Annotated in this window: 21 protein-coding genes; 20 read left to right on the forward strand and 1 reads right to left on the reverse strand. The window is 67.7% G+C overall.

Going from position 1 to position 17237, the window contains the following annotated elements; translation table 11 throughout:
- Positions 1-6: 6 nt before the first annotated feature.
- The 9 genes from G6R20_RS03855 to tuf all read left to right on the forward strand — a co-directional run bounded on the left by G6R20_RS03855 (position 7) and on the right by tuf (position 10623).
- Complete coding sequence (locus G6R20_RS03855; RefSeq protein WP_069388744.1) at positions 7-2058, forward strand: biotin carboxylase N-terminal domain-containing protein; 2052 nt, start codon at positions 7-9, stop codon at positions 2056-2058.
- On the forward strand, positions 2055-3236 hold the full coding sequence (locus tag G6R20_RS03860) for an acyl-CoA dehydrogenase family protein (RefSeq protein ID WP_119193299.1): 1182 nt from the start codon (positions 2055-2057) through the stop codon (positions 3234-3236). The genes G6R20_RS03855 and G6R20_RS03860 overlap by 4 nt, the downstream gene beginning before the upstream one ends.
- Position 3237: 1 nt before the next feature.
- Positions 3238-4035, forward strand: coding sequence for an enoyl-CoA hydratase family protein (locus G6R20_RS03865; protein ID WP_069388742.1), 798 nt, complete (start codon positions 3238-3240; stop codon positions 4033-4035).
- Between the two features lie 78 nt (positions 4036-4113).
- The gene (locus tag G6R20_RS03870; protein ID WP_069388741.1) at positions 4114-5247 is read left to right on the forward strand and encodes an NDMA-dependent alcohol dehydrogenase; all 1134 of its coding nucleotides are present in this window, start codon (positions 4114-4116) and stop codon (positions 5245-5247) included.
- Positions 5248-5258: 11 nt separating this feature from the next.
- On the forward strand, positions 5259-5909 hold the full coding sequence (locus tag G6R20_RS03875) for a TetR/AcrR family transcriptional regulator (protein ID WP_067716699.1): 651 nt from the start codon (positions 5259-5261) through the stop codon (positions 5907-5909).
- A 199-nt stretch (positions 5910-6108) separates the two neighbouring features.
- A complete protein-coding gene (gene rpsL, locus G6R20_RS03880) occupies positions 6109-6480 on the forward strand; it encodes a 30S ribosomal protein S12 (protein WP_010541164.1) in 372 nt (123 codons plus the stop codon).
- Complete coding sequence (gene rpsG, locus G6R20_RS03885; protein WP_067716696.1) at positions 6480-6950, forward strand: 30S ribosomal protein S7; 471 nt, start codon at positions 6480-6482, stop codon at positions 6948-6950. Before rpsL ends, rpsG begins: the two co-directional genes overlap by 1 nt.
- A gap of 195 nt (positions 6951-7145) precedes the next feature.
- Entirely contained in the window at positions 7146-9257 is a 2112-nt protein-coding gene (gene fusA / locus G6R20_RS03890; protein WP_067716694.1) for an elongation factor G, read from the forward strand.
- A 175-nt stretch (positions 9258-9432) separates the two neighbouring features.
- Positions 9433-10623 (forward strand): elongation factor Tu, encoded by a 1191-nt coding sequence (gene tuf, locus G6R20_RS03895; RefSeq protein WP_067716691.1) that lies wholly within the window; start codon positions 9433-9435, stop codon positions 10621-10623.
- Positions 10624-10802: 179 nt separating this feature from the next.
- Here the strand turns inward: tuf and G6R20_RS03900 are convergent, their stop codons facing one another.
- Entirely contained in the window at positions 10803-11075 is a 273-nt protein-coding gene (locus tag G6R20_RS03900) for a hypothetical protein (protein WP_069388740.1), read from the reverse strand.
- Between the two features lie 552 nt (positions 11076-11627).
- Between G6R20_RS03900 and rpsJ the strand changes: the two genes are divergently transcribed.
- From rpsJ to rpsQ, 11 genes are read left to right on the forward strand one after another with little or no spacing between them, the layout of a single operon-like run.
- The gene (gene rpsJ, locus G6R20_RS03905) at positions 11628-11933 is read left to right on the forward strand and encodes a 30S ribosomal protein S10 (RefSeq protein WP_003938093.1); all 306 of its coding nucleotides are present in this window, start codon (positions 11628-11630) and stop codon (positions 11931-11933) included.
- 52 nt (positions 11934-11985) lie between these two features.
- Positions 11986-12651 (forward strand): 50S ribosomal protein L3, encoded by a 666-nt coding sequence (gene rplC, locus G6R20_RS03910; RefSeq protein ID WP_067716684.1) that lies wholly within the window; start codon positions 11986-11988, stop codon positions 12649-12651.
- Positions 12648-13337, forward strand: coding sequence for a 50S ribosomal protein L4 (gene rplD, locus G6R20_RS03915; protein WP_067716681.1), 690 nt, complete (start codon positions 12648-12650; stop codon positions 13335-13337). The genes rplC and rplD overlap by 4 nt, the downstream gene beginning before the upstream one ends.
- On the forward strand, positions 13334-13636 hold the full coding sequence (rplW, locus tag G6R20_RS03920; protein ID WP_067716678.1) for a 50S ribosomal protein L23: 303 nt from the start codon (positions 13334-13336) through the stop codon (positions 13634-13636). Before rplD ends, rplW begins: the two co-directional genes overlap by 4 nt.
- 31 nt (positions 13637-13667) lie before the next feature.
- On the forward strand, positions 13668-14504 hold the full coding sequence (gene rplB / locus G6R20_RS03925) for a 50S ribosomal protein L2 (protein WP_067716676.1): 837 nt from the start codon (positions 13668-13670) through the stop codon (positions 14502-14504).
- A gap of 14 nt (positions 14505-14518) precedes the next feature.
- Complete coding sequence (rpsS, locus tag G6R20_RS03930) at positions 14519-14800, forward strand: 30S ribosomal protein S19 (protein WP_007628126.1); 282 nt, start codon at positions 14519-14521, stop codon at positions 14798-14800.
- A complete protein-coding gene (gene rplV, locus G6R20_RS03935; RefSeq protein WP_163375605.1) occupies positions 14797-15234 on the forward strand; it encodes a 50S ribosomal protein L22 in 438 nt (145 codons plus the stop codon). The genes rpsS and rplV overlap by 4 nt, the downstream gene beginning before the upstream one ends.
- Positions 15235-16068: a 30S ribosomal protein S3 gene (gene rpsC / locus G6R20_RS03940; protein ID WP_067716670.1), complete on the forward strand. Its 834-nt coding sequence runs from the start codon at positions 15235-15237 to the stop codon at positions 16066-16068.
- Positions 16069-16070: 2 nt separating this feature from the next.
- Entirely contained in the window at positions 16071-16487 is a 417-nt protein-coding gene (gene rplP / locus G6R20_RS03945; protein WP_010541175.1) for a 50S ribosomal protein L16, read from the forward strand.
- On the forward strand, positions 16487-16717 hold the full coding sequence (gene rpmC / locus G6R20_RS03950) for a 50S ribosomal protein L29 (protein ID WP_017838199.1): 231 nt from the start codon (positions 16487-16489) through the stop codon (positions 16715-16717). The genes rplP and rpmC overlap by 1 nt, the downstream gene beginning before the upstream one ends.
- Positions 16714-17010 (forward strand): 30S ribosomal protein S17, encoded by a 297-nt coding sequence (rpsQ, locus tag G6R20_RS03955; RefSeq protein ID WP_172812145.1) that lies wholly within the window; start codon positions 16714-16716, stop codon positions 17008-17010. Before rpmC ends, rpsQ begins: the two co-directional genes overlap by 4 nt.
- Positions 17011-17237 lie beyond the last annotated feature (227 nt).

Raw genomic sequence — 17237 nt, forward strand, 5'->3', positions numbered from 1 at the left:
GAAATCATGGAGAATTCATCAATCCCGACTCCGATCACTTCAGTCCTGGTGGCCAACCGCGGCGAGATCGCCCGACGCGTCCACCACACCGCGCGGTTACTCGGCATGACCACTGTCGCCGTGTTCTCCGACGCCGATGCCGAGGCGCCCCACACCCGCGAGGCCGACGCCGCCGTCCGCCTGCCCGGCAACACCCCCGCCGAGACCTACCTGCGCGGTGATCTGGTCATCGCCGCGGCCGAGGCGGCCGGCGCCGACGCCATCCACCCCGGATACGGGTTCCTGTCTGAGAACGCCGGGTTCGCCCGCGACGTGATCGACGCGGGCCTGACCTGGGTCGGCCCGCCGGTCGCGGCCATCGAGGCCATGGGCTCCAAGATCGAGGCCAAGAAGATTATGGGCGAGGCCGGCGTGCCGATGCTCACCGACCTCGAGCCCGCCGACCTCACCGAGGACATGCTCCCGGTGCTCGTCAAGGCGTCCGCCGGTGGCGGAGGTCGCGGCATGCGGATCGTCCGCACCCTCGACTCGCTGCACGACGAGATCGAAGGCGCGCAGCGCGAGGCGAAGTCCGCCTTCGGCGACGACGCGGTGTTCTGCGAGCGCTACCTCGAGCGTGGACGTCACATCGAGGTCCAGATCATGGCCGACTCGCACGGCACCGTCTGGGCGGTGGGGGAGCGCGAGTGTTCCATCCAGCGCCGCCACCAGAAGGTCATCGAGGAGGCCCCCAGTCCCCTCGTCGAGCGGACTCCGGGAATGCGGGAGGCGCTCTACAAGGCAGCCCGCGACGCCGCCTCCGCGATCGGGTACACCGGCGCCGGCACGGTCGAGTTCCTGGCCACCGACGACGGCGAGTTCTTCTTCCTCGAGATGAACACCCGCCTCCAGGTGGAGCACCCGGTCACCGAGGCCACCACCGGACTCGATCTGGTCGCCCTGCAGTTCGACGTGGCGGCGGGCCTGCCGCTGCCGTCCGCGGAGCCACCGGCCACCCACGGCTGGTCACTGGAGGCCCGCCTCTACGCAGAGGATCCCGCAGGCGACTACACGCCGGGGTCGGGAACCCTCTGGGCGCTCGACGTCCGCGGGGTCTCCTCGAGCTTCGAGGGCCCCCACCGCCCGGGAATCCGGCTGGACAGCGGCGTCGAGCCGGGCGCCGACGGTGCCCTCATCGGAGTGCACTACGACCCGATGCTCGCCAAGGTCATCTCCTACGGCCGCACGCGCGCTGAGGCCTGTGCCTCCCTCGCCGGTGCCCTGGCTCGTGCGCGGGTCCACGGTCTGGTCACCAACCGCGCCCAACTCGTCCGCGTGCTCCGGCACCCGGAGTTCATCGCCGGCAACCTGTCGACGACGTTCCTCGACGACCACGGCGCCGAGTCGCTCGCCGCGCCGCTCGCCGGCCCCGAGGCCGTCGCGATCTCCGCGCTGGCCGCGGCGGTGGTCTCCGGAACCGCCGACCACCTCGCCGGACCGGTGGCGCTGGCCCAGGCCGGGTTCCGAAACGTCGGGCGCACGCTGCAGAAGCGGACGTTCCGCCACGGTGAGGACGAGTTCGAGGTGGCCTACATCCGCGAGCGTTCCGGCGCCCGCCCGGACGGAGACCTCGCCGGGATCGTCACCGTCGAGGCGGTGGCCCCCGACTCCGCCGTCTTCGAGGTCAGGGGAGTGCGTCGCGTCTTCACCGTGGCCCGCTACGAGACCCCGGGTGCGGACACCGTCGTCGAGGTCGACTCCCCGCTCGGTCCCGTCTCACTCGTCGAGCCGCCGCGCTATACCGACCCCGCCGCCGAGGTCGCCGCGGGGTCGCTGCTCGCACCTATGCCGGGCGCGGTCATCCGCGTCGCGGTCGCCGTCGGCGACACCGTCACCGCCGGACAGCCGTTGCTCTGGATGGAGGCCATGAAGATGGAACACACCATCGCCGCCGCCGTCGACGGCATCGTCGCCGAGCTCCCCGTGGAGGTCGGCACACAGGTCGAATCGGGAACGGTCCTCGCCGTCCTCTCCGATCTCGACACCGACACCGACACCGAACAGGACCGATCACGATGACCGACATCTCACAGATCCCCAATCCCGTCATCGACACGGAGGAGCAGACGCAGCTCCGCCAGGTGGCCTTCGAGCTGGGCTCGCGGTACGGCATCGAGTACATGCGGGACAAGTCCGACACCGGCGAGACCACCAACGAGTTGTGGACCGAGGCCGGCAAGCTCGGCCTGCTCGGCGTGAACCTGCCGGCGGAGTACGGTGGCGGCGGAGCCGGGATGACCGAGCTCGCCATCGTGGAGGAGGAGCTCTCCGCGGCGGGCGCCGGCCTGCTCATGATGGTCGTCTCGCCGGCCATCAACGGCACGATCATCTCGCGCTTCGGCACCGAGGAGCAGAAGAAGAGGTGGCTGCCGGGCATCGCCTCCGGTGAGACCATCACCTCCTTCGCGATCACCGAGCCCGACGCCGGGTCCAACTCGCACGCGATCACCACCACGGCCCGCCGCGACGGCTCCGATTTCCTGCTCAGCGGGCAGAAGACCTACATCTCCGGTGTCGACCAGGCCGACGCCATCCTCGTCGTCGCCCGCCTCGAGGGCGCGACCAGCGGCAAGCTCCAGCCGGCCTTGTTGATGGTGCCCACGGACGCCCCGGGCCTCGCCAAGACGCACATCCCCACCGAGGTGCGGACCCCCGAGCGGCAGTTCCAGCTGTACTTCGACGATGTCCGGCTGCCGGCCGAGGCGCTCATCGGCGACGGCGACACGGCGCTGCTCATGCTCTTCGCCGGTCTCAACCCGGAGCGCATCATGGCCTCGGGCATGGCTGTGGGCATCGCCCGTTTCGCCATGGACCGGGCGACCAAGTACGCCAACGAGCGGCAGGTGTGGAAGACCCCGATCGGCGCCCACCAGGGCGTGTCACACCCGCTGGCGCAATGCAAGATCGAACTCGAGCTGGCGCGGTTGATGATGCGCAAGGCCGCGGCCCTGGTGGACGCCGGCAGGGACGACCTGGCCGGCGAGGCCGCCAACATGGCGAAGTACGCCTCCGGTGAGGTCTCGGCCCGCACCGTGGACCAGGCCATCCAGACCCTCGGTGGCAACGGTCTGTCGGTCGAGTACGGACTGGCCGGCATGCTCGCCGCGTCGCGTCTGCCCCGTATCGCCCCGGTCAGTCGGGAGATGATCCTCAACTACGTGGCCCAGCACTCGCTCGGGCTGCCGAAGAGCTACTGAGGTGAGCGCGGTGGAAGACCAGACGCTGGTGCACTACGAGGTCCATGGGGGCGCAGCCCGCCTCACCCTGGACTCGCAACACAACCGCAACGCCCTCTCGACCCCCCTGATCGAGCAACTCCACGCGGCGCTCGACCGGGCCGCCGGGGACGACACCGCCCGCGTCGTCGTCCTCGGGCACGCCGGCGGGACGTTCTGCGCCGGTGCGGATCTGTCCGAGGCGTCCGCGAACCAGGGGAGCCCCGAAGAGCAGGCCGCCGAGCGGACCCGGATCTTCCTGGGCGTGCTGTCCGCGATCCTCTCCCACCCGAAGCCGGTGATCGCCGCGGTCGACGGCCACGTACGCGCGGGCGGAATGGGTCTGGTGTCGGCCTGCGATTTCGCGATCGCCGGTCCGTCCTCGTCCTTCGCGCTCACCGAGGTCCGCCTCGGACTGGCGGCCGCGATGATCTCCGTGCCCCTGGCCGCACGCGTGAACTCGAGGGACCTCGCTCGAGCCCTGCTGACGGGGGAGAAGTTCGACTCCGGGCACGCGCTGCGGATCGGGTTGCTCTCCGATTCGGTCGAAGATGTCCAGGGTGCGGTCGGCGAGCTTGTGGCCGCCTTCCGGCCCTGCTCACCCCAGGGGCTCGAGGAGAACAAGGCCCTGCTCGCGGCGCCCGTGCTCGCCGAGCTCGAAGCGCGTGGGGAGGAGCTGGCGGGAGTCACCGCCCGTCTGTTCACGACCCCCGAGGTCGCCGAGGGAATGACCGCGTTCCTGGAACGCAGACAGCCCTCCTGGGCGACCGACACGGAGTAGCGTGGGATGTGGCGCTGGTCACGTGACCAGAGCCACATCACCAGCGCCACATCACCCCTTCACACTAGGAGTACATGCATGCGTACCAAGGCCGCCATCATCAGGGAGCCCAAGCAGGACGGCTGGGAGGTCGTCGAGGTCGATCTGGGCGATCCCAGGGTCGGTGAGGTCCAGGTCAAGTTGGCCGCATCGGGCCTCTGCCATTCGGACGAGCACCTCCTCACCGGCGACCTGCAGTTCGAGACCTACCCCATCCTCGGCGGACACGAGGGTGCCGGTGTCGTCACCAAGGTCGGTGAGGGCGTCACCGGGATCGAGGAGGGTGACCACGTCGTCCTGGCGTTCATTCCCGCCTGTGGCACCTGCCCGCCCTGCGCAGAGGGGCTCCAGAACCTCTGTGACAACGGTGCCGGCCTGCTGACCGGCCGCGCGATCAGCGATGACACCTACCGGGTCCACACCACCGCGGGCGAGCCGGTCGCCTCGATGTGTGTTCTCGGGACATTCTCGCCGTACGTGACCGTCCACCAGTCCTCCGTCGTCAAGATCGAGAAGGACATCCCGCTCGACAAGGCCGCCCTGCTGGGCTGCGGCGTCGCCACGGGCTGGGGATCGGCCACCGAGATCGGTGGGGCGAAGGAAGGCGACATCGTCGTCGTAGTGGGCGTCGGCGGCATCGGCATCAACTCGGTGCAGGGCGCGGCTGCCGCGGGAGCTCGCGCGATCGTCGCCGTCGACCCGGTCGAGTTCAAGCGCGAGAAGGCCAAGGAGTTCGGGGCCACCCACACCTGCAGCTCCATGGACGAGGCGATGGCACTGGTCGGAGAGATCAGCTGGGGTCGGATGGCCGATCTGGTCATCCTCACGATGGGCGTGGTCGAGGGCAAAGACCTGCTCCCCGGTCTGCTCCTCACGGGCAAGGGCCGCCGGTGTGTCGTGGTGGGCCTGGGGGACATGATGGCCGTCGACGCCCAGGTGTCAATCATGGACCTGGCGATGCAGCAGAAGACCCTCCAGGGCGCCATCTTCGGTGGCACCGGCCCGCGCAAGCAGATCCCGCACCTGCTGCACCAGTACCGCGCCGGGAACCTCAAACTGGACGAGCTCGTCACCAAGACGTACCGGCTCGAGGAGATCAACCAGGGGTACCAGGACATGCGCGACGGCAAGAACATCCGCGGTGTGATCATCTACGACGAGCAGGACTGGTAACAGGAGGACACATGACGGCACCCGAGCAGCGCGCCCCCAAGCAGGACAGGAGCCGTATCACGCGGGAGCGTCTGCTCGGTGCCTCGATCGACCTCCTCGCGACGCAGGGCTGGGCGGCGACCACCGTGGGTGCGGTGGCCGCCGCCGCCGGCGTCTCACGGGGCGCCGCCCAGCACCACTTCCCGACGCGCGAGGACCTCATCACCGCCGCGCTCGGGCACATGATCGAACAGCGACTCGAGGACGTCCGGACCGTGGGCCTCGACCTTCCCGAGCCCGGACCCGAGCGAACGGTCGCGGTGGTCCGGCTCATAGTCGGGCACTACACGTCCGACCTGTTCAAGGCCGCGCTCCACGTATGGACCGCGGCGGCCTCAGACCCGGCCCTCAGGGACCGCGTGCTCCCGCTCGAGAACCACATGTCCCGTGAGGTCCTGTCCATCGCCGCGGCCGCCCTGGGTCGCGATCCGGGTGACGCGCGAATCCGGCGCGCACTCCAGACCACCCTGGACCTCGCTAGGGGGCTGGGGCTCGCGGACGTCCTGTCCGACGACTCGGCGCGACGTGACAAGATCGTGAGATTCTGGGCCCATACCCTGGACACGGTCCTCGATGCGGCCGGAGCCCCGCCCGCGGGAGATGCCGCGACCGGCCCATTTTGACCGCTGCATCCCCCGGCGGTTAGGCTTCACCATCGTGCTCGCAGTGCGCGAGCTGGACGATCGTGCCCGGTAGGCCAGCGAGAGCGGCTGACATGGTCGGCCGTGCGCGGCGACAGGCGCGCGAGAGTCCGGATACGAGCAACGTCCCAGTGACCGGTGGTCGCCCCCGTGGAGGCCGCCAGCTAGAGAAAGTCGGTTCATGCCAACCATCAACCAGCTGGTCCGCAAGGGCCGCCAGGACAAGAAGTCGGCGACGTCGACGGCTGCCCTCAAGGGTTCGCCTCAGCGTCGTGGCGTGTGCACCCGTGTGTACACCACGACCCCCAAGAAGCCGAACTCCGCGCTCCGTAAGGTCGCCCGTGTGCGCCTGACCACCGGTATCGAGGTCTCCGCCTACATCCCCGGTGAGGGCCACAACCTGCAGGAGCACTCCATGGTGCTCGTGCGTGGCGGGCGTGTGAAGGACCTCCCGGGTGTGCGCTACAAGATCATCCGCGGCTCGCTCGACACCCAGGGTGTGAAGGACCGCAAGCAGGCCCGCTCCCGCTACGGCGCCAAGAAGGAGAAGTAATGCCTCGTAAGGGTCCCGCCCCCAAGCGCCAGCTGATCAACGACCCGGTCTACGGGTCGCCGCTGGTCACCCAGCTCGTGAACAAGATCCTCCTCGACGGCAAGAAGACGACCGCCGAGCGCATCGTCTACTCCGCGCTGGAGATCTGCCGCGAGAAGACCGGAACCGATCCGGTCATCACCCTCAAGAAGGCGCTCGACAACGTCAAGCCGGCTCTCGAGGTCCGCTCCCGTCGTGTCGGCGGCGCCACCTACCAGGTGCCCGTCGAGGTCCGCCCCGGTCGTTCGACGACCCTGGCGATGCGCTGGCTGGTGACGTTCTCCCGGCAGCGTCGTGAGAACACGATGGTCGAGCGTCTGGCCAACGAGATCCTGGACGCCTCCAACGGTCTGGGTGCCGCGGTCAAGCGCCGCGAGGACACCCACAAGATGGCCGAGGCAAACCGGGCGTTCGCTCACTACCGCTGGTGACGCGTCGGGACCCGGGCCGGGGCGTGGGTATCCACGTCCCCCCGGCCAGGGTCCCGTTGTCACCCGCCGGGTGGCATCATTGATCAAGGCCCGTACCTCACGCCCCGCGTGCAGGTACCGGCAGCACTACCGACCCGGTTCGGACGGTCGACAGCGACCGCACGGGCCACCGACGACTCACATTCGGGAGAATCCGTGGCACAGGACGTGCTGACCGACCTCAACAAGGTCCGCAACATCGGCATCATGGCGCACATCGACGCCGGTAAGACCACCGTCACCGAGCGCATCCTGTTCTACACGGGTGTCAACCGCAAGGCAGGCGAGACGCACGACGGTGCGTCGACCACCGACTGGATGGAGCAGGAGAAAGAGCGCGGCATCACGATCACGTCCGCCGCCGTCACCTGTTTCTGGTCCAACAACCAGATCAACATCATCGACACCCCGGGCCACGTCGACTTCACCGTCGAGGTGGAGCGGTCCCTGCGCGTCCTGGACGGCGCCGTCGCCGTCTTCGACGGCAAGGAGGGCGTCGAGCCCCAGTCCGAGCAGGTCTGGCGTCAGGCCGAGAAGTACGATGTGCCCCGCATCTGCTTCGTCAACAAGATGGACAAGATGGGCGCGGACTTCTTCTACACGGTCCAGACCATCGTCGACCGTCTCGGCGCGAAGCCGCTGGTCCTGCAGCTCCCGATCGGCGCCGAGGACGAGTTCGACGGTGTCGTCGACCTCGTCGAGATGAAGGCGCTCGTCTGGCCGGGCAAGACCGACATCGGCACCGAGGCGCAGGTGCAGGACATCCCGGCCGACCTGCAGGAGAAGGCCGAGGAGTACCGCGAGAAGCTCCTCGAGACCGTCGCCGAGAGCGACGAGGCGCTGATGGAGAAGTATTTCGGTGGCGAGGAGCTGACGAAGGACGAGATCCAGGCGGCGATCCGCAAGATGGTCGTCAACGCCGAGATCTACCCGGTGCTGTGTGGTTCGGCGTACAAGAACAAGGGCATCCAGCCGCTGCTCGACGCCGTCATCGCCTACCTCCCCAACCCGCTGGACGTCGGCGAGGTCCACGGCCACAAGGTCGGGGACGAGGAGACGGAGATCCTCCGCAAGCCGTCCAAGGACGAGCCGTTCGCGGCGCTCGCGTTCAAGATCGCCGTGCACCCGTTCTTCGGAGAGCTGACCTTCGTCCGTGTCTACTCGGGCCGCATCGACCCGAGCACCCAGGTGCAGAACGCGACCAAGGGGAAGAAGGAGCGCGTCGGCAAGCTCTTCCAGATGCACGCCAACAAGGAGATGCCCGTGGAGGAGGCCGTCGCCGGCCACATCTACGCGTTCATCGGGCTGAAGGACACCACGACGGGTGACACACTGTGTGACCTGAACAACCAGGTCATCCTCGAGTCCATGACCTTCCCGGACCCGGTCATCGACGTCTCCATCGAGCCCAAGACCAAGGCCGACCAGGAGAAGCTCGGCACGGCCATCCAGAAGCTGGCCCGTGAGGATCCGACGTTCTCCGTGCGGCTGGACGAGGAGACCGGGCAGACCGTCATCGGCGGAATGGGCGAGCTCCACCTGGACGTGCTCGTCGACCGGATGAAGCGCGAGTTCAAGGTCGAGGCCAACGTCGGCAAGCCGCAGGTCGCGTACCGCGAGACCATCAAGGGCTCGATCGACAAGTTCGACTACACCCACAAGAAGCAGACCGGTGGTTCCGGTCAGTTCGCGAAGGTGCAGATCGCGCTCGGCCCGCTGGACCAGGAGGCCGTCGAAGCCGGCGAGACCTACGAGTTCAGCGACAAGGTCACCGGTGGCCGCGTGCCCAAGGAGTACATCCCCTCCGTGGACGCCGGCATCAAGGACGCCATGCAGTACGGCATCCTCGCCGGCTACCCGATGGTCAACGTCAAGGCGACGCTCGTCGACGGCGCGTACCACGAGGTCGACTCGTCCGAGATGGCGTTCAAGGTCGCGGGCTCCATGGCCTTCAAGGAGGCCGCCCGTAAGTGCCAGCCCGTGATCCTGGAGCCGCTGATGGCCGTGGAGGTCGTCACGCCCGAGGACTACATGGGTGACGTCATCGGCGACATCAACTCCCGCCGCGGCCAGATCCAGGCGATGGAGGAGCGCTCCGGCGCCCGCGTCGTCAAGGCCCACGTGCCGCTCTCCGAGATGTTCGGCTACGTCGGCGACCTCCGGTCGAAGACGCAGGGCCGGGCCAACTACTCGATGGTCTTCTCCCACTACGCCGAGGTTCCGGCGGGCGTGGCCAAGGAGATCATCGCCAAGGCGACCGGCGAGTAACCGGTACTGGTCCCGCCCCGCCGTCAGGCGGGGTGGGGCCGATGCCGGCGGCGCACGGTCGAACCTCCGGGTGGCCGCCGGTTCGTGCTCAACACGGCACGATGAGTAAGATCAGATCCCACACAAAGCAGTGCCCACCTCCAGGTGGGGACAGACCAGTCCAGGAGGACACCAAGTGGCGAAGGCGAAGTTCGAGCGGACCAAACCGCACGTAAACATCGGCACCATCGGTCACGTCGACCACGGCAAGACCACCACCACCGCGGCCATCACCAAGGTTCTGGCGGACACCTACCCCGACCTCAACGACGCGTTCGCGTTCGACGAGATCGACAAGGCGCCGGAGGAGAAGGCTCGTGGTATCACGATCAACATCTCCCACGTCGAGTACCAGACCGAGAAGCGCCACTACGCGCACGTCGACGCCCCCGGTCACGCCGACTACATCAAGAACATGATCACCGGTGCCGCCCAGATGGACGGCGCGATCCTCGTCGTGGCGGCCACCGACGGCCCCATGCCGCAGACCCGTGAGCACGTGCTGCTCGCCCGTCAGGTCGGTGTGCCCTACATCCTCGTCGCCCTGAACAAGTGCGACATGGTCGACGACGAGGAGATCCTCGAGCTCGTCGAGATGGAGGTCCGCGAGCTGCTGGCGTCGCAGGACTTCGACGAGGACGCTCCGGTCGTCCACATCTCGGCGCTCAAGGCGCTCGAGGGTGACCCGAAGTGGGTCCAGGCCATCGTCGACCTCATGCAGGCCTGCGACGACTCCGTCCCGGATCCCGAGCGTGAGACCGACAAGCCGTTCCTCATGCCCGTCGAGGATGTCTTCACGATCACCGGTCGTGGCACCGTCGTCACCGGTCGTATCGAGCGTGGCCAGATCAACGTGAACGAGGATGTCGAGCTCATCGGCATCAAGGAGAAGGCCACCAAGACCACCATCACGGGCATCGAGATGTTCCGTAAGCTGCTCGACTACGGCGAGGCCGGCGACAACGTCGGTCTGCTCGTCCGTGGTCTCAAGCGCGAGGACGTCGAGCGTGGCCAGGTCGTCATCAAGCCGGGCGCCTACACCCCGCACACCACGTTCGAGGGCCAGGCGTACATCCTGTCCAAGGACGAGGGCGGCCGTCACACGCCGTTCTTCAACAACTACCGCCCGCAGTTCTACTTCCGTACCACGGACGTGACCGGCGTCGTGACCCTCCCCGAGGGCACCGAGATGGTCATGCCGGGCGACAACACCGAGATGAGCGTCGAGCTCATCCAGCCGGTCGCCATGGATGAGGGCCTGCGCTTCGCGATCCGCGAGGGTGGCCGCACCGTCGGCGCCGGACAGGTCACCAAGATCATCAAGTGATCCACTGACCGCTCGGTCCGGGTGATTCCCCGGGTCGATCGAGGAAGGGCGCCCCACCGTCAGGTGGGGCGCCCTTCCCGCATTTCGCGGTGGTTCACGCGTGCCCGGGGGAGTGGACGACCGGTTTATCTGAGGCGACCGAGTTTCGTGCGACGAGCGAGCTACCTGCGGCGACCGAACTACCTGCGACGACCGAGGATTGTCATCGCGATCGACAACCCCACCGCGGCGACCCCGGCGAGCGCGGCCGCGGCGACGGCGGCGACCTGTTCGGCACTCGCGCCGTGCGCGTCGTACCCGGGACCGGATACCCCGTGCCGGCGGTCGACTTCCGCGAGTGCCCGGAAGAGTTCATCGGGATCGCCGCCCGCGTCCGGATGGTGGCGCAGGACCGCCTGCCGCCTGTCCCGTTTGTAGGCGGCGGGGTCCCGCGGCTCGCGTCTGCTGTTCACGATGTGGTCTCCTCCGCGTGTGGACTCTGGTCTTCCCGACGCTACCGAAGTACCCGGTCGTCGTGCCGGGGTCCGTGACGCACCCGAGGACGCCGGGGCGTCCGGGATTTTGCCCTTCCGGCCGATGTACTGCATACTGGTCAAGTTGCCCGGACAAGGCGGCGATCCCGTATGGGCCCGATGGGCCCCGGGGAGAGTCGGGTTGGTCGGGCGAGCACGACCGGGGCGGGTGAGTGATCACCCGCCGGAAAAGCGGGAGGGCGACACGCCCGACCGCGTGGACGCGTCGTGACACGTCAACAGCGGCAGCGGATCGGTCCGCCGTCATCCTCGCCTCGCGCGAGCGATGTGGCACTCCGTCCTCTGGAGGTCTCGTAGTCGTGTCATGCCCGTGGGCGCGCGGCGGGGTCCTCCACGATGGAGCACCGATGCACGGGACCGGGTGGTAGACGGTCTGACGGTGTCACACATGACAAGCGAACACACAGTGTCCCCGCGCAGCGAGGGCGCTTACGACAGCCGCCCTCACGGGCGGGAGGAGAAGAGGACGAAGTGGCGGGACAAAAGATCCGCATCCGGCTCAAGGCCTACGACCATGAAGCTATCGACGCCTCGGCCCGCAAGATCGTCGAGACGGTGACCCGTACGGGTGCTCGTGTCGTCGGTCCCGTGCCGCTGCCCACCGAGAAGAACGTCTACTGCGTCATCCGCTCGCCGCACAAGTACAAGGATTCGCGTGAGCACTTCGAGATGCGTACCCACAAGCGGTTGATCGACATTCTCGACCCCACGCCGAAGACCGTGGACGCTCTCATGCGTATCGACCTGCCTGCCAGCGTCGACGTCAACATCCAGTGACCTCCGACCGCGTAGCGGTCAGCAAGCAACGTGCAGCGGAGACAGTGAACAGATGACTAACACCGAGATCAAGGGAATCCTGGGCGCCAAGCTCGGCATGACCCAGGTCTTCGACGAGAACAACCGGGTGGTTCCGGTTACCGTCGTCAAGGCCGGGCCGTGCGTCGTGACCGGGATCCGTACCCAAGAGACCGACGGCTACGACGCCGTCCAGATCGCGTTCGGCGCGATCGACCCCCGCAAGGTCACCAAGCCGGTGGCCGGCCAGTTCGATAAGGCCGGGGTCACCCCCCGTCGTCACCTCGCCGAGATCCGACTCGACAACGCCGAGCAGGCCGCCGGGTTCGAGATCGGCCAGGAGATCGGCGCCGACGTGTTCGAGGACGGCGCGTTCGTCGACGTCACCGGCACCTCCAAGGGCAAGGGCTTCGCCGGTACCATGAAGCGCTACGGCTTCGCCGGCCAGGGTGCCTCGCACGGTACGCAGGCCGTACACCGCAAGCCGGGTTCCATCGGCGGGGCATCGACCCCGGGCCGCGTCTTCAAGGGCAAGTCGATGGCCGGCCGCATGGGCAACGATCGCGTGACCACCATGAACCTCAAGGTCCACAAGGTGGACGCCGAGGCCGGCGTCCTCCTCATCAAGGGAGCCATCCCGGGTCGTAACGGCGGCCTTGTGATGGTCCGTTCCGCAGTGAAGGGCGGTGCGCGCGCATGACCACCACGGAGAACACCGTGAACCTCAAGCTGGACGTCCGTACCCCGGCGGGCAAGACCGACGGTTCGGTCGAGCTCCCCGCCGAGATCTTCGGCGTCGAGCCCAACCTGCCCCTGATGCACCAGGTCGTGGTGGCTCAGCTCGCCGCGGCGCGTCAGGGCACGCACTCGACCAAGACCCGTGGCGAGGTCCGCGGCGGCGGCCGCAAGCCGTTCCGCCAGAAGGGCACCGGCCGCGCCCGTCAGGGTTCGACCCGCGCCCCCGCCTACACCGGCGGCGGCACCGTCCACGGCCCGAAGCCGCGTGACTACTCGCAGCGCACCCCCAAGAAGATGAAGGCCGCCGCGCTCCGCGGTGCCCTCTCCGACCGGGTCTCGGCCGATCGCCTCCACGTGGTGACCGAGTTCGTCGAGGGACAGAAGCCGTCGACGGCCGGTGTCCGCGACTTCCTGGGCACCCTGTCCGACCGCAAGAAGATCCTGATCGTCGTCGGTCGTGAGGACGTCGCCGCATGGCGTTCCGTGGCCAACCTCGATCACGTCCATCCGATCGCTCCGGATCAGCTCAACACCTACGACGTGCTCCACGCTGACGACGTCGTGTTCTCGGTCGAGGCTCTGGACGCGTTCGTCACGCAGGCGAGCCGTGCGTTCGCCGGCAAGGCAGCGAAGGAGGCCGACAAGTGAGCACCGTCGCCGATCCCCGGGACGTGATCCTCGCCCCGGTCGTCTCCGAGAAGGCCTACGGCCTGCTCGAGCAGGGCGTGTACACGTTCCAGGTCGCCCCGGGCGCCAACAAGACGCAGATCAAGATCGCCATCCAGGAGATCTTCGGCGTCACCGTTGAGTCCGTGAACACCGCCAACCGTCAGGGCAAGCGCAAGCGCACCCGCACCGGGTACGGACAGCGCAAGAGCACCAAGCGCGCCATCGTGACCCTCGCGGCCGACAGCAAGCCCATCGAGATCCCGGGTCTGACCGCCTGACGGCGGGAAGAGTTAAGGACGAGAGAACCTCATGGCTATCCGCAAGTACAAGCCCACGACCCCCGGTCGTCGCGGCTCGAGCGTCTCGGACTTCGCCGAGATCACCCGCTCGACGCCCGAGAAGTCGCTGCTGCGCCCGCTGAGCAAGACCGGCGGCCGCAACGGTCACGGCCGTATCACCAGCCGCCACAAGGGCGGTGGCCACAAGCGCCAGTACCGCGTCATCGACTTCCGTCGTAATGACAAGGACGGCGTGCTCGCCACCGTCGCGCACATCGAGTACGACCCGAACCGCACCGCCAACATCGCCCTCCTGCACTACGCCGACGGGGAGAAGCGGTACATCCTCGCCCCGCGCAACCTGAAGCAGGGCATGAAGGTCGAGTCGGGTGCAGGCGCCGACATCAAGACCGGCAACAACCTCCCGCTCCGGAACATCCCCGCAGGCACCGTGGTGCACGCGGTGGAGCTCCGTCCGGGCGGCGGCGCCAAGATGGCCCGCGCCGCCGGCGCCGGCATCCAGCTGCTCGGTAAGGAGGGGACCTACGCCTCCCTCCGCATGCCCTCCGGTGAGATCCGCCGGGTCGACGTGCGGTGCCGCGCCACGATCGGCGAGGTCGGCAACGCCGAGCAGGCCAACATCAACTGGGGTAAGGCCGGCCGCATGCGGTGGAAGGGCGTTCGCCCGACCGTCCGTGGCGTGGTCATGAACCCCGTCGACCACCCGCATGGTGGTGGCGAGGGTAAGACGTCCGGTGGACGTCACCCCGTCAGCCCGTGGGGCCAGCCCGAGGGCCGGACCCGCAAGCCCAACAAGGCGAGTGACAGCATGATCGTCCGTCGCCGTCGCACCGGTAAGAAGCGTTAAGGAGGGAAACTAGGATGCCTCGTAGTCTCAAGAAGGGTCCGTTCGTCGACGAACACCTCCTCGCGAAGGTGGACGTGCAGAACGACAAGGGCACGCATCAGGTCATCAAGACCTGGTCGCGGCGCTCGACGATCCTGCCCGATTTCATCGGCCACACGTTCGCCGTCCATGACGGCCGCAAGCATGTGCCCGTGTTCGTGTCCGACTCGATGGTGGGTCACAAGCTCGGCGAGTTCGCGCCGACGCGCACGTTCAAGGGGCACATCAAGGACGATCGGAAGAGTAAGCGTCGATGAGCACTGATACGAAGAAGACCGACGACGGCACGGCGACGGCCGAGCAGAAGCTCTCCGCGCGTGCCACCGCCAAGTTCGTCCGCGTCACGCCCATGAAGGCGCGTCGTGTGATCGACCTCATCCGCGGCAAGGACGCCGCCGACGCGCTGAACACGCTGCGGTTCGCCCCGCAGGCCGCCAGCGAGCCGGTCGCCAAGGTCCTCGCCTCGGCGATGGCCAACGCCGAGAACAACCTCGACCTGGACCCCCGGACCCTCGTGGTCACGGCGGGCTACGCCGACGAGGGGCCGACCCTCAAGCGTTTCCGCCCGCGTGCCCAGGGTCGTGCGTTCCGCGTGCGTAAGCGTACGAGCCACATCACCATCGAGGTGACCAGCGTGCCCGAGAAGACCGGCTCCGGTCGGGCGCGTCGCAACCAGGGAGGTGCCCGCTAAATGGGACAGAAGATCCAGCCGCACGGCTTCCGTCTCGGCATCACCTCGGACTGGACGTCCAAGTGGTTCGCCGACAAGCAGTACGCCGACTACGTCGCCGAGGACATCAAGATCCGTCAGCTCCTGTCCAAGGGCATGGAGCGGGCCGGTATCTCCGGGGTCGACATCTCGCGGACCCGTGACCGGGTCCACGTGGACATTCACACGGCCCGCCCGGGCATCGTGATCGGCCGTCGGGGCGCCGAGGCGGACCGTCTTCGCGGGGAGCTCGAGAAGCTCACCGCCAAGCAGGTCCACCTCAACATCCTCGAGATCAAGAACACCGAGGCCGACGCCCAGCTCGTCGCCCAGGGGATCGCCGAGCAGCTCTCGAATCGTGTGGCGTTCCGTCGCGCGATGCGCAAGGGCATCCAGTCGGCCATGCGTCAGCCCCAGGTCAAGGGCATCAAGGTGGTCTGTTCGGGTCGTCTCGGCGGTGCCGAGATGTCCCGTTCGGAGCGCTACCACGAGGGGCGCGTCCCCCTGCACACCCTGCGTGCCGAGATCGACTACGGCACCTACGAGGCCAAGACGACCTTCGGTCGTATCGGTGTCAAGGTGTGGATCTACAAGGGTGACGTGGTCGGCGGCCGTCGCGAGTCCGACCAGTACGCCCAGTCCAGCAACCGTGGCGGTGCCGACCGCGGTCCCCGCCGCGAGCGTGGCGCCGGTCGTCCGCGTCGCTCCGGGGCCCAGGGCACCACTGCGACCAGCACCGAGACCGGCCGCGCCGGTTCCGGCTCGGCCGCCGAGGCTCCTGCCGAGGCACCGCAGAACCAGACCAGGGAGGCGTGACAGTGCTTATCCCCAAGCGCGTCAAGCACCGCAAGCAGCACCACCCCGGCCGTAAGGGCGGGGCAAAGGGTGGTACCAAGGTGACCTTCGGTGACTACGGCATCCAGGCTCTCGAGCCGGCCTACGTCACCAACCGTCAGATCGAGTCCGCACGTATCGCCATCAACCGCCACATCAAGCGTGGTGGCAAGGTGTGGATCAACATCTATCCGGATCGTCCCCTGACCAAGAAGCCCGCCGAGGTGCGGATGGGTTCCGGTAAGGGCTCGGTCGAGTGGTGGGTGGCCAATGTCAAGCCGGGCCGCATCCTGTTCGAGATGTCGTACCCGAACGAGGAGACCGCTCGCGAGGCCCTTCGCCGCGCGCAGCACAAGCTCCCGTGCAAGACCCGCATCGTGACCCGGGAGGAGCAGTTCTGATGGCTAGTGGAACCACCGCCCCCGAGCTGCGTGAGCTCGATGCGGATGCGCTGACCGCGCGTCTGCGTGAGGCCAAGGAAGAGCTGTTCAACCTGCGCTTCCAGATGGCCACCGGTCAGCTGACCAACAACCGTCGCCTGCGTGTCGTCCGCCACGACATCGCTCGCATCTACACCGTCATTCGCGAGCGCGAGCTCGGTCTGTCGGCGGCGCCGGGTGATGCCAAGTGAGTGACAAGGAAGCAGTTGTGACTGAGTCCAACGAGAACACCGAGCGCAACAGCCGCAAGGTGCGCATCGGGTACGTCGTGTCCGACAAGATGGAGAAGACCATCATCGTCGAGCTCGAGGACCGCGTGAAGCACCCGCTGTACGGCAAGATCATGCGCCGTACCGAGCGGGTCAAGGCCCACGACGAGACCAACACCGCCGGAGTCGGCGACCGCGTGCGGATCATGGAGACCCGCCCGCTGTCCGCCTCCAAGCGGTATCGCCTCGTCGAGGTGCTCGAGCGGGCCAAGTAAGCCCCCACTCGACATATGCGAACGGCCCGGCCCCGGGACTCCGGGGCCGGGCCGTCTCGCGTTGCGGGGGCGCACGGGACGGCCGAATGTAACGGATCACCGTGGTGTAACGAATTTTGAGTAGTGTGTCAGCGTCCGACGCTGGCCGAGAGGACAGGATCGTCATATGGGGAACGAACCACATTTCGGCCGACGGGGGAGTGGGCGGGGCGATCGCCGTCGTGGTC

It is taken from the genome of Dietzia sp. Alg238-R159 (genome assembly GCF_900537145.1).
GTDB lineage: Bacteria > Actinomycetota > Actinomycetes > Mycobacteriales > Mycobacteriaceae > Dietzia > Dietzia kunjamensis.